Genomic DNA, 18,332 nt, shown 5'->3' with positions numbered 1-18,332 from the left:
CTCTCACGCGTTACGTGCGCTGGAGATACCGCAGACACCCAGAGGGGGAGAGCGACATGGCAACGGACTACGACACCCCACGCAAGACCGACGACGACGTCGACAGTGACAGCCTTGAAGAACTGAAGTCCCGGCGGAACGACAAGTCCTCGTCGTCCGTCGACGTCGACGACTTCGAGGCCGCCGAGGGCATGGAGCTGCCCGGCGCCGATCTTTCCAATGAGGAGCTGGCCGTTCGGGTCCTGCCCAAGCAGGCCGATGAGTTCACCTGCATGAGCTGTTTCCTCGTGCACCACCGCAGCCAGCTCGCCGGGGAGAAGAACGGCCAGCCGATCTGCCGCGACTGCGAGTAGGCGAGGGTCTGCCATGGCAGGCTCGAACCCGTTCCGGAAGCGGCGTTCCCAGCGGCCCGGGCTGACCTCCGGGCCCGTCGAGAACGCCCCCGGCGGCACGGTCGAGACCGGTGCCGACCCGACCACCGAGCGAGGCCGTACGGCCTCGCTCGCGGTTGTCGTCGGCCAGGAGGCCGCCGCGCGGCTGCGCAAGGGCGGCCGGCTCGGCCGGGCCGGGCTCACCGCCGTAGCGGACCGGATCATCGCGAACGCTCCACGCATCCCGGTGCGTGATCTCGCGACCCTTCGTACACAGTTCCCCGGCCTCGGGCCGGAGGAGCTCGCGGACAAACTGGTGGCCGGTGCCGTCTACGGCACCTCCACCGTGGGCGCGGGCATCGGGGCGGCGGCCATGCTGCCCGTACCGCCCGCCATGCCCGCCGAGCTGGCGGCCGAGGTCATCGCGGTCGCCGCCGTGGAATACAAGCTCATCGCCGAGCTGCACGAGGTGTACGGCGTCCGGGCCCCCGGCAACGGGCGCCAGCGGGCTGTGGCCTATCTCGGGGCCTGGGCCGACGAGCGTGGCATCGACGTCACGTCCCCCTTGACCGTCAATGCCGCGCTCGGCGGCCAGCTCCGTCGCGAGCTGCGTCAGCGAGTGCTGAAGCGCACCTTCCGCAATCTCCCCAACCTCACGCCCTTCATGATCGGCGCGACCGTCGGCGCGGTGATGAACCGCCGGGACACCAAGCGGCTCGCCGAGAAGGTCCGCGCGGACCTGCGCACCCAGCAGGTCCCCTGGGACGAGCTCGCGGGCACGCCCCCGGAGCCGCCGGACGAGGGTCTGGGGCTGGCCTGAGCCATGGGACCGGCCCACAAGGGCCTCTCAGGGGCCCTTGTGGCCCTTGTGGGTGACCGCCGGGCCCGGGAGAGCCAAGGGAGCCGCGCGGGCCCGCCCTCAAGCCCGTACGCCCTCAAGCCCGTACGGCCTCGACGGCGGCGGCCAGTCGCTCGGGGAAACGCGTGGAGAGATAGAGATACGGAGTGGGGTCCACCGGATCGGTGACCTCGATCCGCACCGCCGTGGGCACATAGCCGCGCAGCAGCATGAAGGCGCGGGTGTCCGCCTTGTGGGTGCGCCAGGCGCGGGCCTCCTCGGCGTCCAGCACCTCCGGCACCCCCAGCGCCGCGACGGGGATCTTCGCGTCCCCCGCCACCAGGGCGTCGCCGACGACCCGGATCCGCGCGGAGCCGTACGAGCTGACCGCCATCGCGGCCAGCGCCGAGCCGCCGATCAGCCCGCCCAGCATCGGCAGGGTGCCCAGCGGCAGCAGGATCAGCGCCATGGCGACGCCGGCCATGACCGCGATGACCCACCAGGAGCGGGGCGCGGTCAGGCGTTCTTCGTAAGGCTGCATACGCACAAGCTTGGCACGGACGGGACCGGGCCCCGTTCACGCGGGTAAGGTCAGCCCCTGTGAGTGGACGAACGACAGCGCTGACACCGCCGGCCGACGCACGGCCTCCGGTGCGGCACCCCGAAGCCCCCGCGCCCGGAGAGATCATCGGGTCGCACTACGAACACTGCTTCGGCTGTGGCGGCGGTCAGCCGCACGGGCTGCACCTGGAGACGCGCGCCGGTGAGGGAGTCAGCGTCACCGCCGAGTTCCGGGTCAGGGAGGCCCACCAGGGCGCCCCCGGCCTGGCCCACGGCGGTGTGCTGGCCACGGCCCTGGACGAGACCCTGGGCTCGCTGGGCTGGCTGCTGCGCACCATCGCGGTCACCGGACGGCTGGAGACGGACTTCACGCGTCCCGTGCCGGTCGGCACCGTGCTGCACCTGACGGCCGAGGTCGTCGCGGTGCACGGCCGCAAGATCTACTGCACGGCCACCGGCCGCGTCGGCGGCCCGGAGGGCCCGGTCGCGGTGCAGGCGGACGCGGTGTTCATCGAGGTCAAGGTCGACCACTTCATCGAGAACGGCCGCAAGCAGGAGATCCAGGCCGCCCTCGCCGATCCCGACCAGGTGAAGGTCGCCCGAGCCTTTGAGGTGAACCCGTGAGCGTCGTGCCCCGTCCGCAGCTGGACGTCCTGATCCGCCGGGTCGACCCCGAGGTGCCCATTCCCTCGTACGGGCACCCCGGTGACGCGGGCTGCGACCTGGTCACCACCGAGGCCGCCGAGCTCGCCCCCGGCGAGCGCGCGGTGCTGCCCACCGGCGTCTCCATCGCGCTGCCCGACGGCTACGCGGCGTTCGTCCACCCCCGGTCGGGCCTGGCGGCCCGCTGCGGGGTGTCCATGGTCAATGCCCCGGGCACCATCGATGCCGGGTACCGTGGAGAGATCAAGGTGATTGTGGTCAATCTGGACCCGCGCGAGAGCGTCCGGTTCGAGAGGTTCGACCGCGTCGCCCAATTGGTTGTCCAGCAGGTCGAGAAGGTCCGCTTCCACGAGGTGGCGGAGCTTCCCGGCTCGGCGCGGGCCGAAGGGGGCTTCGGGTCCACCGGTGGCCACGCTGCCGTGGGGAATGGATTCGCTTCGGTCGCCTGCGACCGGGAAGGACAGTGACGTGTTCGGTCGTCGCCGCAAGCGCAGCGAGGACGTTGTCGATCGTATCGACGACGTGGCCTCCGAGGAGTTGACTGAGGACTCCCGGGCCGCAGAGGCCACCGCGGCCGAGAGCCGGATCCGGCTGGAGCCGGGGCCGCGCCCCGACGGTCCGTGGGACGCCTCCGAGGTCGGGGACCCCGCCGAGGGCCGGGTGGACCTGGGCGGACTGTTCGTGCCCGGCGTCGAGGGCATGGAGCTGAGGGTCGAGGTCGCCGGTGACGCCATCGTCGCCGCGACCGTGGTGCTGCGCGACAGCGCCGTTCAGCTCCAGGCGTTCGCCGCCCCCAAGCGCGAGGGCATCTGGGGCGAGGTCCGCGAGGAGATCGCGGCCGGCATCACCCAGCAGGGCGGTGTCGTGGACGAGGTCGAGGGGTCGCTCGGCTGGGAGCTGCGGGCCCAGGTGCCCGTGGCGCTGCCGGACGGCACTCAGGGCGTCCAGCTCGTCCGTTTCATCGGCTGTGACGGTCCGCGCTGGTTCCTGCGCGGTGTGATCTCCGGCCAGGGCGCGGTGCAGCCGCAGACCGCCGGGCTGCTGGAGCAGGTCTTCCGGGACACCGTCGTGGTGCGCGGGGAGTCCCCGATGGCGCCGCGCGACCCGATCGTCCTGAAGTTGCCCGACGACGCGCAGATGGTGGCCGAGGGGCTCCAGCAGCAGGAGGAGCCGGGCTCCCGCTTCGCGGGCGGCGTGGACCGTCTCCAGCGCGGCCCGGAGATCTCCGAGATCCGCTGACGCCGAGGGCCTCCTCCGGCCGCCGGGCGGCCGGAACATGCCGTTTCACTGGGCCGGAACCCGTAATACGGGTTCCGGCCCAGTGGCGTTTCCGAAGCGTTTTCGCAGGTCCGCGAGGTCCGCGTAAGGATCTCGTCAAGGGGGCGCTAATGGCCGTAAGGGAGGCGTCAACGGAAGCGCTACCGGGCGGTAGTGGAGGTTTCCTCTAGAGGTCCGTTCTCCCGAACCTCTCTAGGAGCACACGATGGCCGATGTGGCCTTCGTCGTCACCACCGTCGCGGTCTTCGTGCTGGTGGCTCTCGTCGCCAAGGGGGTGACGAAGCTGTGACCGCCGAGAACATCGTCGGCCTCGTCGTGGCCGTCGCCCTGCTGGGCTACCTGATCCTCGCCCTCGTTTTCCCGGAGAGGTTCTGAGCACAGACATGAGTCCCGTCCTCTCCGGAATTCTTCAGCTCGTCGCGCTCACGGGCGCGCTGGCCCTGGCCTACGTCCCGCTCGGCGACTACATGGCCCGCGTCTACAGCTCCGAGAAGCACCTGCGCGCCGAGAAATGGGTCTACCGCCTGATAGGCGCCGACCCCGACGCGGAAATGCGCTGGCCCGCCTATCTGCGCGGCATTCTCGCCTTCTCCGCCGTCAGCGTCCTCTTCCTCTATCTGCTCCAGCGGGTCCAGGGCGTGCTGCCCGACTCGCTCTCGCTCGGCTTCCACGCGATCAGCCCGGACCAGGCGTTCAACACCGCCGCCTCGTTCGTGGCCAACACCAACTGGCAGTCGTACTCCGGTGAGCAGTCCATGGGCCACGCCGTGCAGACGCTCGGCCTCGCGGTGCAGAACTTCGTCTCGGCCGCCGTCGGCATGGCCGTGGCCGTCGCCCTCGTCCGGGGCTTCGCCCGCTCCCGCACCGGCGAGCTGGGCAACTTCTGGGCCGACCTGGTGCGCGGCACGATCCGCGTCCTGATCCCCCTCTCGGTGGTCGGCGCGCTGATCCTTGTCGCGTGCGGCGCCATCCAGAACTTCGCCGGCATCCACGACATCGGGCAGCTGGCGGGCGGCACCCAGCAGGTCAACGGCGGCGCCGTGGCCTCGCAGGAGGTCATCAAGGAGCTCGGCACCAACGGCGGCGGCTACTTCAACGCCAACTCCGCCCACCCGTTCGAGAACCCCAACGCCTTCACCAACCTCTTCGAGCCGTTCCTGATCCTCGTCATCCCCTTCGCGCTGACCCGCACCTTCGGCAAGCTCGTCGGCAACGTCAAGCAGGGCTACGCGATCCTGGCGACGATGGGCGTCATCTGGCTCGGCTTCACCGCGCTGATGATGTGGACCGAGTACGCGCACCACGGCGCGGCGCTCCAGGCCGCCGGCAGCGCGATGGAGGGTAAGGAACAGCGCTTCGGCGTCGGCGCCTCCGCGATCTTCGCGACCGCGACCACGCTCACCTCGACCGGTGCGGTGGACTCCTTCCACTCCTCCTTCACCGGCCTCGGCGGCGGCATCACCCTGCTGGGCATGATGCTCGGCGAGATCGCGCCCGGCGGCGTGGGCTCCGGCCTCTACGGCATGCTCGTGATGGCGATCATCGCGGTCTTCATCGCGGGCCTGATGGTCGGCCGTACGCCCGAGTACCTCGGCAAGAAGATCGGCACCCGTGAGATCAAGCTCGCCGCGTGCTACATCCTCATCACCCCGACCCTGGTCCTCGGCTTCACCGCGCTGTCCATGGCGCTGGCCTCGCCGCCGGAGTCGATCCTCAACACCGCGGGCAACTCGGTGCACAACAGCGGCGCCCACGGCTTCTCCGAGGTCCTCTACGCCTTCACCTCCGGCGCCAACAACAACGGCTCCGCCTTCGCCGGCCTCAACGCGAACACGCCCTGGTACAACACCACGATCGGCCTCGCGATGCTGCTCGGGCGCTTCCTGCCGATGGTCTTCGTCCTGGCGCTGGCCGGTTCGCTCGCCGAGCAGAAGCCCGTCCCCGAGACGGCGGGAACCCTGCGCACCGAGAAGCCGCTCTTCGCGGGCCTGCTCGTCGGCGCGATCCTCATCATCACCGGCTTGACCTACTTCCCGGCCCTGGCCCTTGGCCCGATGGCGGAGGGACTCTCATGAGCACGACCACCCCTGTCCGTACCGAATCCGAGGACCCCAAGGACGTCCACCCGCACGGCGACCAGGAGGCCGGCCGGGTCTCCGGCGGGCTCTTCGACCCCGCCCAGCTGGTCAAGTCCCTGCCGGACGCCTTCCGCAAGCTCGACCCCCGGGTCATGGTCAAGTCCCCGGTCATGTTCGTGGTCGAGGTCGGCTCGGTGGTCACCACCGGCCTGGCGCTGAAGAACCCGGGCGACTGGTTCGGCTGGACGATCACGATCTGGCTGTGGCTGACCGTCCTGTTCGCCAACCTCGCCGAGGCCGTCGCCGAGGGCCGCGGCAAGGCCCAGGCCGACACCCTGCGCAAGGCCAAGACCGACACGGTCGCGCGCCGGATGACCGGCGACGGCGGCGAGGAGTCGGTGCCCGGCACCGAGCTGCGCGTGGGCGACCTGGTCGTCTGCGAGGCGGGCGACATCATCCCGGGCGACGGCGACGTCGTCGAGGGCGTGGCCTCCGTCGACGAGTCGGCCATCACCGGCGAGTCGGCCCCGGTCATCCGGGAGTCCGGCGGCGACCGCTCGGCCGTCACCGGCGGTACGAAGGTCCTCTCCGACCGCATCGTCATCAAGATCACGACCAAGCCGGGCGAGACCTTCATCGACCGGATGATCAACCTGGTCGAGGGCGCCGCCCGCCAGAAGACGCCGAACGAGATAGCCCTCAACATCCTGCTGGCCTCGCTCACCATCGTCTTCCTGCTCGCCGTCGTCACCCTCCAGCCCTTCGCGATCTACGCGGGCGCCGAGCAGACGATGATCGTGCTGGCCGCCCTGCTCGTCTGCCTCATCCCGACGACCATCGGCGCGCTGCTCTCCGCGATCGGCATCGCCGGCATGGACCGGCTCGTCCAGCGCAACGTCCTGGCGATGTCCGGGCGCGCGGTGGAGGCCGCGGGCGACGTCTCGACGCTGTTGCTCGACAAGACCGGCACCATCACCTACGGCAACCGCCAGGCGGCCGAGTTCGTGCCCGTCAAGGGCACCATGGCCGCCGAGGTGGCCGACGCCGCCCAGCTCTCCTCGCTGTCCGACGAGACGCCCGAGGGCCGCTCGATCGTCGTCCTCGCCAAGGAGAAGTACGGCCTGCGCGAGCGCCACGAGGGCGAGCTCGTCGGCGCCGAGTGGATCCCCTTCACCGCCCAGACCCGGATGTCCGGTGTGGACGTCGACGGCCGCAAGGTCCGCAAGGGCGCGACCGGTTCGGTCGTGGCCTGGGTGGAGGAGCGCGGCGGCACCGTCGCCGAGGACGCCACCAAGCTCACCGACGACATCTCGCAGGCCGGCGGCACCCCGCTCCTCGTCGCGGTCGAGGACGACAAGGGCCCCCGCGTCCTGGGCGTCATCCACCTGAAGGACGTCGTCAAGGAAGGCATGCGCGAGCGGTTCGACGAGCTGCGCGCCATGGGCATCAAGACCGTCATGATCACGGGTGACAACCCGCTGACGGCTCGGGCCATCGCGGAGGAGGCGGGAGTCGACGACTTCCTGGCCGAGGCCACGCCCGAGGACAAGATGGCGCTCATCAAGCGGGAGCAGGCCGGCGGCAAGCTCGTGGCCATGACCGGCGACGGCACCAACGACGCCCCGGCGCTGGCCCAGGCGGACGTGGGCGTGGCCATGAACACCGGCACCTCGGCCGCCAAGGAGGCCGGGAACATGGTGGACCTGGACTCCAACCCCACCAAGCTCATCGAGATCGTCGAGATCGGCAAGCAGTTGCTGATCACCCGTGGCGCGCTGACCACCTTCTCCATCGCCAACGACGTCGCGAAGTACTTCGCGATCATCCCCGCGATGTTCGCCGTCGCCTACCCCGGCCTCGACAAGCTCAACATCATGAGCCTGGAGTCGCCGAAGTCCGCGATCCTGTCGGCCGTCATCTTCAACGCGCTGATCATCGTGGCCCTGGTGCCGCTCGCCCTCAAGGGCGTGCGCTACCGCCCGATGAGCGCGGACGCCATGCTCCGCCGCAACCTGCTGATCTACGGACTGGGCGGCCTGATCTCCCCGTTCATCGGCATCAAGATCATCGACCTGCTCATCTCCCTCATCCCTGGCATCGGGTGACGTCATGAACAACTCCGTACAGAACACGATCCGGCTGGTCGGCGCCGGGCTCCGCGCCCTGCTCGTCCTCACGGTCATCTGCGGTGTGATCTACCCGCTCGTCGTCACCGGCATCGCCCAGGCGGCCTTCAACGACAAGGCCAACGGCTCCGAGATCAAGGTCGACGGCAAGTCCGTGGGCTCCGAGCTGCTCGGCCAGAGCTTCAACCTCGCGGACAAGAAGGACAAGGACGGCAACCCTCTGCCGGACCCCAAGTACTTCCAGCCCCGCCCCTCGGCGGCCGGTCCCAACACCGAGAACACCCAGTACAAGCTGCTGGTCTCCGGTGCCTCGAACCTCGCCGCCGACAGCAAGGTCCTGCTCTCCAACGTCGAGCAGCGCCGCGCGGACGTCGCCGCCTTCAACGGCGCCTCCCCGGCCTCGGTGCCGGTGGACGCCCTGACGGCCTCCGCCTCCGGCGTCGACCCGCACATCTCCCCGGACTACGCCCGGCTCCAGGCCAAGCGCGTGGCGAAGGCCAACGGGCTGCCGGAGGCCAAGGTCGAGAAGCTGGTCGAGGACCACGTGGACGGCCGGATCCTCGGCTTCATGGGCGACGAGCACGTCAACGTGCTCCAGCTCAACGTGGCCCTGAAGGAGCTCGCCAAGGGCTGATGTCCCTTCCGGTAAGCCGCGTCAGGCACCGACGGCCCGGCCCCCTTGTCACCTCGCGCGTCCGCGGTGACCGGGGGCCGGGCCGTTCGCCGTTCGGACGCCTGTCCGTGACGCCCCATAGGCTCAGTGGCTGTCGTCAGCCCGCCACCGGCTCCGCCCGGACCTGTGCCGTGGCGACGGTCAGGCAGTCGTCGGCGAAGACGAACTCGGCGTCGACGTAGCGCCCTTCGAGCACATCGGGCATCCAGTGCCCGGCGTCGTCCCACATGGCCCCCAGCGGCAGCGCGCGCACCGGGTACCAGGCGGGCGCGATCTCGTCGCACTCGCGCGGGGTACCGGTGGCGGTGTCGGTGACGAAGACGGTCACCTCCTGGTCGTGGTCCGGGCGGGCCGGGAAGCGGAAGACGAGCTTCGCCGCCGGTCGCAGCGCCGACTCGGGCGCGACCAGCGAGGACTCCTCCCGCAGCTCGCGCACCGCGGCCCGCTCGGGGCTCTCCCCGACCTCCACGTGGCCGCCGAGGCCCACGATGTTGCCCGTGCCGAAGCCCCGCTTCTTCCGGCCGAGCAGGACCTCCCGTTCACCGTCGGCGGCGGTCCGGGTCACCAGGCACAGGCACATCGGCGTCAAGGTCATGCCCCGCATCATGGCGCACTCCTGGGCGGCACGGCTTGTGTTCGCCCCACCTGCCCCACCCATAGGCGGGGCAGGCCCGCGCGCCGGAGGGAAAACGCGCGGCGTTCCGGGCCGCGGCAGGGCACTGTAGGGGCGTGGCCTCCTTACCTCAGCAGTCCCATGTCACCTCGCCCGCACCGCACATGATCGTGTGCGGTGACGACGGCCTGGCGCCCCGGCTCGCGGCGGAGCTGTCCGGTGTGCACGGCGAGCGGGTCGTCCTGGTGCTGCCGCCCGCCCGCGACGACCGGCGTCGCCCCGTGGCGGTGGCGGGACGGGCCGCCGCGCTCTTCGGACGGGTGACCGGCGCGGTCGGACGGGGCGTGAACGGCCCCAATGGCTCGTCCGGTCCCAATGGCTCGTCCGGTCCCAATGGTTCGTCCGGCGCCAACAGGGCGACCGGATCCAGCGGCAGGGCGACCGGCTCCAACCGGGCGACCGGGCCCGACGGTTCGTCCGGTGGGGCGGTACGGGTCGTGGAGGCCGTCGAGCCCGACGACGAGGCGCTGACGGAGGCCGGTGTCGAACGGGCCGTCGCGCTGGCGCTCGTCCATGACGACGACGAGACGAACGTCAACGCCGCGATGCGCGCCCGGCGGCTCAACCCCCGGCTGCGGCTGGTCATCCGGCTCTACAACCGCCGTCTCGGCCAGTACCTGGAGGAGCTCCTCGACCAGGCCGCCCTCGTGGGCGACGCGGACGCCGGGACCACCACGGTGCTCTCCGACGCCGACACCGCCGCCCCGGCACTGGTGGCCGCCGCCGTGACGGGCACCAGCAAGGCCATCGAGGCGGGGGACCTGCTGCTGCGGGCCGTGGAACGGCCCGCGCCGTCCCCGGGGCAGGGCGGGGACGACACCGGGCCCGGGACGGTCATCCTCGCCCTGCTCTCGGACGGCGACGGGCCGGTGCTGCTGCCCGACGAGCGACAGGTGGCACGGGCCGGACGCCGGGGGCGCGTCGTGCTGGAGACCGTGCGGTACGCGGCGCCGCCACCGCCGCCGTCCTCGCGGTTCGCGGCGGCGCGCAGTCTGCCGCTGGGTTCGTTCTTCTCCCCGCGGCTGCGCTGGGCGCTGGTGGGGCTGGCGGCGGCCGTGTGCGGGCTGGCGGTCGCGTCGTGGCTGGTGACGGGTGAGGCGCCGGTGCACGCGGCGTATCTGTCCCTCCTGGACCTCTTCGCCATCAACGACCCGGCCATCGGGCAGCCCATGGGGCGGCAGATCCTCCAGCTGCTGTCCGGGCTGCTGGGGCTGTTGTTGCTGCCGCTGCTGGTGGCGGCGGGCCTGGAGGGCCTCGGTACGTTCCGGTCCGCCTCGGCGCTGGCGCGGGTGCCGCGCGGGCTGTCCGGGCATGTGGTGCTGCTGGGGCTCGGCAAGATCGGGGCGCGGGTGCTGGCCCGGCTCCGGGAGCTCGGCATCCCGGTGGTCTGTGTGGAGCGCGATCCACAGGCCCGGGGCGTCGCCCTGGCCCGCTCGCTCCGGGTCCCCACGATCATCGGTGACATCACGGAGGAGGGCGTCCTGGAGGCGGCCAAGATCGCCGACAGCCGGACCCTGCTGGCGCTGACCAGTAGCGACATCACGAACCTGGAAGCCGTTCTGTACGCGCGAGGCGTCAAACCCGACCTTCGAGTGGTCATGCGGCTGTACGACGACCGCTTCGCCGGCGCGGTCTACCGCACCCTGCGGGACTCCCACCCCCAGGCGCTCACCCGCAGCCGCAGCGTCTCCTCCCTGGCGGCCCCGGCTTTCGCGGGCGCGATGATGGGCCGTCGGATCCTGGGGGCGGTCCCCGTGGAACGGAAGGTCGTCCTCATCGCCGCCGTGGAGGTCGAGGGCCACGCCGCGCTCGAAGGCCGTACGGCGGGGGAGGCGTCCCGCCCCGGCGCCTGGCGGGTCCTCGCCCTGTGCGGCCCGGAGGCGACGCCGCGCTGGGACCCACCGCCCGGGCAGGTCCTGGGCCCCGGGGACGAGGTGATCGTGGCCGCGACCCGGGAGGGGCTGGCGGACCTGCTGGGCCGCCGGCCCCACTCCCGTACGGACGCGGACGGCGGCCGGACCGGCTGACCCGCCGGCTCACCACACGTCGCCCGGCCGCCAGTCGCAGACGAGCTCGCCGTCCAGGTCCGGCCCCGGCGCGGCCACCGGAAGGACATAGACGCTCCCGTCCTCCTCCGGGATCCGCCGCATCCCCGACGGGGCGAGAACCGACAGCGGACCCCGCCACAGGCGCCAGCCCCGGCCCGTGTACAGCGGAGCCGCCGCCTCCCCGGAGCCGAGGGCACCCAGCTCGTAGGCGCCCCGCAGCAGCACCCCCTCCAGCGCCGTCATCACCGCCGAAGCGAGGCCCTCGCGGCGGCGGTCCGCGCGCACGGCCACGGCCTCGACGTAGCCCGTGCGCAGCGCGCGCCCGCCGTGCAGCAGCCGGCGCTGCACCAGCGAGCCGTGGGCGAGGAGGACGCCGTCCTCCCACACCATGGCGTGCATGCCACCCACCGCGTGGTCCCAGTCGTCGTCCGTGAAGCGGTCGCCGAAGGCGTCGTCCAGCAAGGCTCGGATCGTGGCCAGTTCGGCGGAGGTGAGGTCGGAGGTGTGCGCGGTGCGCGGCTCGGGCATGGTGGAGGCCTCCTCGCGTCGGCGGGGATGGAACGTCGGTGTGTGGGGGTCCCGCCGCGTCATTGTCGCCGGGCGACCGGAGTGCCGCACCGGATTTCCCCGCCCCCGGCCGTCACCACGCCTCCGACCTGCGGGCGGGCGGTTACGGCCCGAGGCGTCAGGACTGCGTCAATACCTGCCGCCCGACCGACTACCGCCCGAAATGTCCAAAACCCTGGCCGTAAGGTCGGGGAATACACGGCAGCCTGCACACCGCCGTGACTCGTGAAAGACAATAGGGGCCATGGGACGCGGCAACCTCCGGATCTACCTAGGCGCGGCACCGGGCGTCGGCAAGACCTACGCGATGCTCTCCGAGGCGCATCGCCGGGTCGAGCGTGGCACGGACGTCGTGGTCGGTTTCGTGGAGCACCACAACCGTCCGCGCACCGAGGTCATGCTCCACGGCCTGGAGGAGGTGCCCCGGCGGGAGCTCGTCTACCGGGACTCGCGCTTCACCGAGATGGACGTGGACGCGCTCCTCGCCCGCCGCCCGGCCGTCGCCCTCGTGGACGAGCTCGCCCACACCAACGTCCCCGGCTCCCGCAACACCAAGCGCTGGCAGGACGTCGAGGAGCTGCTCCAGGCCGGCATCGACGTGGTCTCCACCGTCAACATCCAGCACCTGGAATCGCTGGGCGACGTGGTCGAGTCGATAACGGGCGTCCGCCAGCGCGAGACCGTCCCCGACGAAGTCGTGCGCCGCGCGGGCCAGATAGAGCTGGTCGACATGTCGCCGCAGGCCCTGCGCCGCCGCATGGCGCACGGCAACATCTACAAACCCGACAAGGTCGACGCGGCCCTCTCCAACTACTTCCGCCCCGGCAATCTGACCGCCCTGCGCGAGCTGGCCCTGCTGTGGACGGCCGACCGGGTCGACGAGTACCTCCGCCAGTACCGCACCGAGCACGACGTCTCGACGATCTGGCACGCCCGTGAGCGCATCGTCGTCGGCCTCACCGGCGGCCCCGAGGGCCGTACGCTCATCCGCCGCGCCTCCCGCATGGCGGCCAAGGGCTCCGGCAGCGAGATCCTCGCGGTGTACATCGCCCGCAGCGACGGGCTGACCTCGGCCTCCCCCAAGGAGCTGGCGGTCCAGCGAACCCTGGTCGAGGACCTGGGCGGCACCTTCCACCACGTCATAGGGGACGACGTCCCGGCCTCGCTGCTGGAGTTCGCGCGCGGGGTGAACGCCACCCAGATCGTGCTCGGCTCCAGCCGCCGCAAGACCTGGCAGTACATCTTCGGGCCCGGCGTGGGCGCGACCGTCGCCCGGGACTCCGGCCCCGACCTCGACGTCCACATCGTCACCCACGGCGAGGTCGCCAAGGGCCGCGGCCTGCCCGTGGCCCGCGGCGCCCGGCTCGGCCGGGGACGGATCGTGGCCGGCTGGCTGGTCGGCGTGGCCGGCCCGGCACTGCTCAGCCTGCTGCTGACGCGCGTCGTCCCGGACCTCGGGCTCGCCAACGACATGCTGATGTTCCTGTGCGCGACGGTCGGCGCGGCCCTCCTGGGCGGCATGTTCCCGGCCCTGGCGTCGGCGGCCTTCGGCTCGCTCCTGCTCAACTACTACTTCGTCGAGCCCGTCCACCGGCTGACGATCACGGACAGCAAGAACATCGTCGCGATCACGATCTTCGTCTTCGTGGCGATCTCCGTGGCATCCGTCGTCGACGTCGCCGCCCGCCGCACCCACCAGGCCGCGCGGCTGCGCGCGGAGTCGGAGATCCTCTCCTTCCTGGCCGGCAGCGTCCTGCGCGGCGAGACGAGCCTGGACGCCCTGCTGGAGAGGGTCCGCGAGACCTTCGGCATGGAGTCGGTGGCGCTGCTGGAGCGCGCCAGCGAGGTCGACCCCTGGACCTGCGCGAGCAGCGTCGTCACCAACAACGGCAAGCCCCTGCTGCGCCCCGAGGACGCCGACGTCGACATGCCCGTCGGCGACAACATGGCCCTCGCCCTCTCCGGCCGGGTGCTGCCCGCCGAGGACCGCCGGGTGCTGGCCGCCTTCGCCGCGCAGGCCGCGGTCGTCCTGGACCGGCAGCGACTGGTGGACCGGGCGGAGGAGGCCCGCGCGCTCGCCGAGGGCAACCGCATCCGCACCGCCCTGCTGGCCGCCGTCAGCCACGACCTGCGGACCCCGCTGGCCGGCATCAAGGCGTCCGTCACCTCGCTGCGCTCCGACGACGTCGCCTGGTCGGAGGAAGACGAGGCCGAGCTGCTGGCCGGCATCGAGGACGGCGCCGACCGGCTCGACCACCTCGTCGGCAACCTCCTCGACATGTCCCGCCTCCAGACCGGCACCGTCACCCCGCTGATCAGGGAGATCGACCTCGACGAGGTGGTCCCGATGGCACTGGGCGGCGTCCCCGAGGGCAGCGTCATTCTCGACATCCCCGAGACGCTGCCGATGGTGGCCGTCGACCCGGGCCTCCTGGAGCGCGCCGTGGCGAACATCGTGGAGAACGCGGTCAAGTACAGCCCCGACGGCTCACGCGTCCTGGTGTCCGCCAGCGCCCTGGGGGACCGGGTCGAGGTGCGGGTCGCCGACCAGGGGCCCGGCGTCCCGGACAGCGCCAAGGACCGCATCTTCGAGCCCTTCCAGCGTTACGGCGACGCGCCGCGCGGCGCCGGCGTCGGCCTCGGTCTCGCGGTCGCCCGCGGCTTCGCCGAGTCCATGGGCGGCACACTGGCCGCCGAGGACACCCCCGGCGGCGGGATGACCATGGTCCTGACCCTGCGGGCGGCCGCCGGCCGGCCGCCCGTACGGCCGGACCTCCCGGCCCAGGCCACCTCGTGAGGCCCGGACCGGGGCGCGGCCCCCGTACCAACCCCGACGGAATCCCGGGCTCCCATGGCGGGGCCCGCATGAACAGCAGAGGTGGTTCAGCATGAACCGGGTGCTCGTGGTGGATGACGAGCCGCAGATCGTGCGCGCGCTCGTGATCAACCTCAAGGCGCGGAAGTACGAGGTCGACGCCGCGCCCGACGGCGCCACAGCACTCCAGCTCGCCGCCGCGCGCCACCCCGACGTGGTCATCCTCGACCTCGGCCTGCCCGACATGGACGGCGTCGAGGTGATCAAGGGCCTGCGCGGCTGGACCCGGGTGCCGATCCTGGTCCTCTCCGCCCGCCAGACCTCCGACGAGAAGGTCGAGGCGCTCGACGCGGGCGCCGACGACTACGTCACCAAGCCGTTCGGCATGGACGAGCTGCTGGCCCGGCTGCGGGCCGCGGTGCGGCGGGCCGAGCCGACGGGCGTGTCGGCGGCGGGCGACGACGCGATCGTCGAGACCGAGGGCTTCACGGTCGACCTCGCGGCGAAGAAGGTCAACCGCGGCGGCAAGGACGTACGCCTCACGCCGACGGAGTGGCACCTGCTGGAGGTGCTGGTACGCAATACGGGCCGTCTCGTCAGCCAGAAGCAGCTGCTTCAGGAGGTCTGGGGGCCGTCGTACGGGACGGAGACGAACTACCTGCGGGTATACATGGCCCAGCTCCGCCGCAAGCTGGAGCTCGATCCGTCGCACCCGAAGCACTTCATCACGGAGCCGGGGATGGGGTACCGGTTCGAGGTGTGAGGGGACCGGTCCGAGGTGTGAGGGGGACCGGTTCGGGGTGTGAGGGGACCGCGCCGGGCCCGTCGGGACTGATCCCGTCGGCGTGGGCCCCCGGTACGCTGGGGACATGAGTGCCGTACCCCGTTCCGAGAAGCCGACCGGCCGTTTCCGCCGGATGCTCGACCGGCTGTCGTCCTCCCAGGAGGAGCTCCACCACGCCGAGCTTCAGCAGGACACGGAGGCCACGGGCTGCACCCGAATCTGCGACTGCGACGACCGTGACATCGTCAAGGTCACCGGTACGCTACGGACGGTCACCCTCCGGCCCCGCGCCGGGGTGCCCGCCCTGGAGGCGGAGCTGTTCGACGGCTCGGCCGCGCTCGACGTGGTCTGGCTGGGCCGCCGCTCCATCGCGGGCATAGAGCCCGGCCGTAAGCTGATCGCCTCCGGGAGGATCTCCATGAGCCGCGGCCGGAGGGTGCTGTTCAATCCCCGATACGAACTCCGACCGCTCGGACAGGAGTAGCCGTTGCCGTCCTTCGACAAGCCGACGGACCAGCAGGAAGCGACGCCGGACGCGCAGGGCGCGGACTCGAGGGCGGCCACCGAGGCCGCCCTCTTCGAGGCCTTCGGCGGCGTGCGCGGCATGGTGGAGACCACCGTTCCCGGTCTGGTCTTCGTCGCGATCTACACGGTCAAGCGCGACATCCACGTCGCGGCCATAGCCGCGCTGGGCCTCTCGCTCCTCCTGGGCGTCGCCCGCCTGGTCCGCAAGGACACCCTCAAGCACGCCTTCAGCGGTGTCTTCGGCGTGGCCTTCGGCGCGGTCTTCGCGATGATGTCCGGCGACGCCAAGAACTTCTACCTGCCGGGCATGCTCTACTCCCTGGGCCTGGCGGTGGGATACATCGTCTCGGCCGTGGCCGGCTATCCGCTGATGGGCCTGATCCTGGGCCCGGTGTTCAAGGAGAACCTCTCCTGGCGCACCCGCAACCCCGGCCGGAAGGTCGCCTACACCAAGGCCAGCTGGGCCTGGGGGCTGATCCTGCTCGCCAAGTCGGCGGTGCTCTTCCCCCTCTACTGGTGGGGTGACGTCACCCAGCTGGGCTGGGTGAAGGTGGCCCTCGGCATCCCGCCGATGCTGCTGTCGGTCTATCTGACCTGGATCTTCCTCTCCAAGGCCCCGCCGCCGATCGACGTCTTCGCGGAGATGGAGGCGGCCGAGCGCGCGGAGCGCGAGCGCGAGGCCGAGGCGACGGCCCGCTGAGCGGCCGTACGACCGCCCTGAACGACGTGGAGGGCCCCCGGGACTATTCCCGGGGGGGCCCTCCACGTACGCAAGGTCCGTACGGACCGGACTCAGTCGGCAGTGGCCTCGCGGCGCACCGACAGCAGGTCCTCCAGCTGCTCCTCGCGGGCCGGGGCGGCCACGAACAGCAGCTCGTCGCCGGCCTCCAGCGCGTCCTCCCGGTTGGGGGTGAGCACGCGGTTGCCGCGGATGATGGTGACCAGCGAGGTGTCCTCCGGCCAGTCCACGTCGCCGACGCGGATGCCGGCCAGGGCCGACTCCGGCGGCAGGGTGAGCTCGACGAGGTTGGCGTCGCCCTGGCTGAAACGCAGCAGCCGCACCAGGTCGCCGACGCTCACGGCCTCCTCGACCAGCGCCGACATCAGACGCGGGGTGGAGACGGCGACGTCCACGCCCCAGGACTCGTTGAAGAGCCACTCGTTCTTGGGGTTGTTCACCCGGGCCACGACCCGGGGCACCCCGTACTCGGTCTTGGCGAGCAGCGAGACGACCAGGTTGACCTTGTCGTCACCGGTCGCGGCGATGACCACATTGCAGCGCTGGAGCGCCGCCTCGTCGAGCGAGGTGATCTCGCAGGCGTCGGCCAGCAGCCACTCCGCCAGCGGCACCCGCTCCACCGAGATGGCCGAGGGGGCCTTGTCGATCAGCAGGACCTCGTGCCCGTTCTCCAGCAGCTCGCCCGCGATGGAACGACCCACCGCGCCGGCACCGGCAATGGCAACCCTCATCGGTGAGCCTCCTCGGGCCCCTGCGAGAAGGCCGCTTCGACCTTCTCGAGCTCGTCGGTGCGCATCATCACGTGCACCAGATCGCCCTCCTGAAGCACCGTGGAGGACGTCGGCAGCATCGCCTCGCCCAGTCGGGTGAGGAACGCCACGCGCACCCCGGTCTCCTCCTGGAGGGCGCTCACCTTGTGGCCGACCCACGCCTCGGCGATGGGGACCTCCGCGAGCTGCACACCGCCGCTGGGGTCGCGCCACAGCGGCTCCGCGCCCGACGGCAGCAGCCGCCGCAGCATCTGGTCGGCGGTCCACCGCACGGTGGCCACGGTCGGGATGCCGAGCCGCTGGTAGACCTCGGCGCGGCGGGGGTCGTAGATACGGGCCGCCACGTTCTCGACGCCGAACATCTCCCGGGCCACCCGGGCCGCGATGATGTTGGAGTTGTCGCCGCTGCTCACGGCGGCGAAGGCGCCGGCCTCCTCGATGCCCGCCTCACGCAGCGTGTCCTGGTCGAAGCCGACGCCGGTCACCCGGCGCCCGCCGAACCCGGAGCCCAGACGGCGGAAGGCCGTCGGGTCCTGGTCGATCACGGCGACCGTGTGGCCCTGCTGCTCAAGGGTCTGCGCGAGGGCCGAGCCCACTCGCCCGCACCCCATGATCACGATGTGCATTACGCCTGCCCCAAGCTCCGGACTACCGCGCTGACCTGCACCAACACCCTGCTCACAACTTTCTTCCTCGACTCACGGCCCCACAGGCGGGGGCCCGAGGGTACGACCGATGTGCTCGATGGGAGTTTTGTCCGCACCGAGCGCATGCCACCACCGTATCCGCAACCCCCGGACGACCGGGCGCCAGGACCTCCGAC

19 protein-coding genes are annotated in these 18,332 nt (G+C 71.5%); 14 read left to right on the top strand and 5 right to left on the bottom strand.

Annotated elements, in window-relative coordinates; translation table 11 throughout:
* Positions 1-56: 56 nt before the first annotated feature.
* Together RM609_RS14150 and RM609_RS14145 are read left to right on the top strand one after the other, a co-directional pair.
* Positions 57-353: a DUF4193 domain-containing protein gene (locus RM609_RS14150; protein ID WP_229355835.1), complete on the top strand. Its 297-nt coding sequence runs from the start codon at positions 57-59 to the stop codon at positions 351-353.
* Positions 354-366: 13 nt separating this feature from the next.
* On the top strand, positions 367-1,191 hold the full coding sequence (locus RM609_RS14145) for a hypothetical protein (protein WP_311610915.1): 825 nt from the start codon (positions 367-369) through the stop codon (positions 1,189-1,191).
* A 115-nt stretch (positions 1,192-1,306) separates the two neighbouring features.
* Here the strand turns inward: RM609_RS14145 and RM609_RS14140 are convergent, their stop codons facing one another.
* Positions 1,307-1,750 (bottom strand): DUF3093 domain-containing protein, encoded by a 444-nt coding sequence (locus RM609_RS14140; RefSeq protein WP_311610913.1) that lies wholly within the window; start codon positions 1,748-1,750, stop codon positions 1,307-1,309.
* A gap of 59 nt (positions 1,751-1,809) precedes the next feature.
* Between RM609_RS14140 and RM609_RS14135 the strand changes: the two genes are divergently transcribed.
* The 7 genes from RM609_RS14135 to kdpC all read left to right on the top strand — a co-directional run bounded on the left by RM609_RS14135 (position 1,810) and on the right by kdpC (position 8,549).
* A complete protein-coding gene (locus RM609_RS14135) occupies positions 1,810-2,394 on the top strand; it encodes a PaaI family thioesterase (RefSeq protein ID WP_311610912.1) in 585 nt (194 codons plus the stop codon).
* Positions 2,395-2,399: 5 nt separating this feature from the next.
* Positions 2,400-2,900 (top strand): dUTP diphosphatase, encoded by a 501-nt coding sequence (dut, locus tag RM609_RS14130; protein ID WP_311611079.1) that lies wholly within the window; start codon positions 2,400-2,402, stop codon positions 2,898-2,900.
* Position 2,901: 1 nt separating this feature from the next.
* The gene (locus RM609_RS14125; RefSeq protein ID WP_311610910.1) at positions 2,902-3,672 is read left to right on the top strand and encodes a DUF3710 domain-containing protein; all 771 of its coding nucleotides are present in this window, start codon (positions 2,902-2,904) and stop codon (positions 3,670-3,672) included.
* 324 nt (positions 3,673-3,996) lie between these two features.
* Positions 3,997-4,086 (top strand): K(+)-transporting ATPase subunit F, encoded by a 90-nt coding sequence (kdpF, locus tag RM609_RS14120; protein WP_043188605.1) that lies wholly within the window; start codon positions 3,997-3,999, stop codon positions 4,084-4,086.
* Between the two features lie 8 nt (positions 4,087-4,094).
* Positions 4,095-5,786 carry a potassium-transporting ATPase subunit KdpA gene (kdpA, locus tag RM609_RS14115; RefSeq protein WP_311610906.1) on the top strand — a complete coding sequence of 564 codons (1,692 nt, stop codon included), beginning with the start codon at positions 4,095-4,097 and terminating at the stop codon, positions 5,784-5,786.
* Complete coding sequence (gene kdpB / locus RM609_RS14110) at positions 5,783-7,894, top strand: potassium-transporting ATPase subunit KdpB (RefSeq protein ID WP_311610904.1); 2,112 nt, start codon at positions 5,783-5,785, stop codon at positions 7,892-7,894. Before kdpA ends, kdpB begins: the two co-directional genes overlap by 4 nt.
* Positions 7,895-7,898: 4 nt before the next feature.
* Positions 7,899-8,549 carry a potassium-transporting ATPase subunit KdpC gene (gene kdpC, locus RM609_RS14105; RefSeq protein WP_311610903.1) on the top strand — a complete coding sequence of 217 codons (651 nt, stop codon included), beginning with the start codon at positions 7,899-7,901 and terminating at the stop codon, positions 8,547-8,549.
* Between the two features lie 136 nt (positions 8,550-8,685).
* On the opposite strand, the gene RM609_RS14100 is transcribed toward kdpC, so the two are convergent.
* The gene (locus tag RM609_RS14100) at positions 8,686-9,183 is read right to left on the bottom strand and encodes an 8-oxo-dGTP diphosphatase (protein WP_311610901.1); all 498 of its coding nucleotides are present in this window, start codon (positions 9,181-9,183) and stop codon (positions 8,686-8,688) included.
* Between the two features lie 182 nt (positions 9,184-9,365).
* Here RM609_RS14100 and RM609_RS14095 point away from each other — a divergent pair, with 182 nt between their 5' ends.
* The gene (locus RM609_RS14095) at positions 9,366-11,288 is read left to right on the top strand and encodes an NAD-binding protein (protein WP_311611077.1); all 1,923 of its coding nucleotides are present in this window, start codon (positions 9,366-9,368) and stop codon (positions 11,286-11,288) included.
* A 9-nt stretch (positions 11,289-11,297) separates the two neighbouring features.
* Here the strand turns inward: RM609_RS14095 and RM609_RS14090 are convergent, their stop codons facing one another.
* Entirely contained in the window at positions 11,298-11,837 is a 540-nt protein-coding gene (locus RM609_RS14090) for a GNAT family N-acetyltransferase (protein WP_311610900.1), read from the bottom strand.
* Positions 11,838-12,120: 283 nt separating this feature from the next.
* On the opposite strand from RM609_RS14090, the gene RM609_RS14085 reads away from it, so the two are divergent.
* The 4 genes from RM609_RS14085 (at position 12,121) to RM609_RS14070 (ending at position 16,700) form a co-directional block, all read left to right on the top strand.
* A complete protein-coding gene (locus tag RM609_RS14085) occupies positions 12,121-14,673 on the top strand; it encodes an ATP-binding protein (RefSeq protein WP_311610899.1) in 2,553 nt (850 codons plus the stop codon).
* 91 nt (positions 14,674-14,764) lie between these two features.
* Positions 14,765-15,454 (top strand): response regulator, encoded by a 690-nt coding sequence (locus tag RM609_RS14080; RefSeq protein WP_311610898.1) that lies wholly within the window; start codon positions 14,765-14,767, stop codon positions 15,452-15,454.
* Positions 15,455-15,560: 106 nt separating this feature from the next.
* Positions 15,561-15,959 carry an OB-fold nucleic acid binding domain-containing protein gene (locus tag RM609_RS14075; RefSeq protein ID WP_229358002.1) on the top strand — a complete coding sequence of 133 codons (399 nt, stop codon included), beginning with the start codon at positions 15,561-15,563 and terminating at the stop codon, positions 15,957-15,959.
* A gap of 3 nt (positions 15,960-15,962) precedes the next feature.
* Positions 15,963-16,700 (top strand): DUF3159 domain-containing protein, encoded by a 738-nt coding sequence (locus RM609_RS14070; RefSeq protein WP_311610897.1) that lies wholly within the window; start codon positions 15,963-15,965, stop codon positions 16,698-16,700.
* Positions 16,701-16,792: 92 nt separating this feature from the next.
* Here RM609_RS14070 and RM609_RS14065 read toward each other — a convergent pair whose 3' ends face one another.
* A complete protein-coding gene (locus RM609_RS14065) occupies positions 16,793-17,470 on the bottom strand; it encodes a potassium channel family protein (RefSeq protein ID WP_311610895.1) in 678 nt (225 codons plus the stop codon).
* Positions 17,467-18,135 (bottom strand): potassium channel family protein, encoded by a 669-nt coding sequence (locus tag RM609_RS14060; protein WP_311610894.1) that lies wholly within the window; start codon positions 18,133-18,135, stop codon positions 17,467-17,469. The genes RM609_RS14065 and RM609_RS14060 overlap by 4 nt, the downstream gene beginning before the upstream one ends.
* Positions 18,136-18,332: the final 197 nt, after the last annotated feature.

The sequence above is a fragment of the Streptomyces hesseae genome (assembly GCF_031845785.1).
Classification (GTDB): domain Bacteria; phylum Actinomycetota; class Actinomycetes; order Streptomycetales; family Streptomycetaceae; genus Streptomyces; species Streptomyces hesseae.
This window is presented reverse-complemented; position numbering and strand designations above follow the sequence as displayed.

Coding starts and splice junctions, on each gene's coding strand:
- RM609_RS14100 (WP_311610901.1), bottom strand. CDS start 9,183: ATGACCTTGACGCCGATGTGCCTGTGCCTGGTGACCCGGACCGCCGCC.
- RM609_RS14140 (WP_311610913.1), bottom strand. CDS start 1,750: ATGCAGCCTTACGAAGAACGCCTGACCGCGCCCCGCTCCTGGTGGGTC.
- RM609_RS14075 (WP_229358002.1), top strand. CDS start 15,561: ATGAGTGCCGTACCCCGTTCCGAGAAGCCGACCGGCCGTTTCCGCCGG.
- RM609_RS14080 (WP_311610898.1), top strand. CDS start 14,765: ATGAACCGGGTGCTCGTGGTGGATGACGAGCCGCAGATCGTGCGCGCG.
- RM609_RS14145 (WP_311610915.1), top strand. CDS start 367: ATGGCAGGCTCGAACCCGTTCCGGAAGCGGCGTTCCCAGCGGCCCGGG.
- RM609_RS14150 (WP_229355835.1), top strand. CDS start 57: ATGGCAACGGACTACGACACCCCACGCAAGACCGACGACGACGTCGAC.
- RM609_RS14060 (WP_311610894.1), bottom strand. CDS start 18,135: ATGCACATCGTGATCATGGGGTGCGGGCGAGTGGGCTCGGCCCTCGCG.
- kdpB (WP_311610904.1), top strand. CDS start 5,783: ATGAGCACGACCACCCCTGTCCGTACCGAATCCGAGGACCCCAAGGAC.
- kdpC (WP_311610903.1), top strand. CDS start 7,899: ATGAACAACTCCGTACAGAACACGATCCGGCTGGTCGGCGCCGGGCTC.
- RM609_RS14085 (WP_311610899.1), top strand. CDS start 12,121: ATGGGACGCGGCAACCTCCGGATCTACCTAGGCGCGGCACCGGGCGTC.
- RM609_RS14065 (WP_311610895.1), bottom strand. CDS start 17,470: ATGAGGGTTGCCATTGCCGGTGCCGGCGCGGTGGGTCGTTCCATCGCG.
- RM609_RS14095 (WP_311611077.1), top strand. CDS start 9,366: ATGATCGTGTGCGGTGACGACGGCCTGGCGCCCCGGCTCGCGGCGGAG.
- RM609_RS14090 (WP_311610900.1), bottom strand. CDS start 11,837: ATGCCCGAGCCGCGCACCGCGCACACCTCCGACCTCACCTCCGCCGAA.
- kdpA (WP_311610906.1), top strand. CDS start 4,095: ATGAGTCCCGTCCTCTCCGGAATTCTTCAGCTCGTCGCGCTCACGGGC.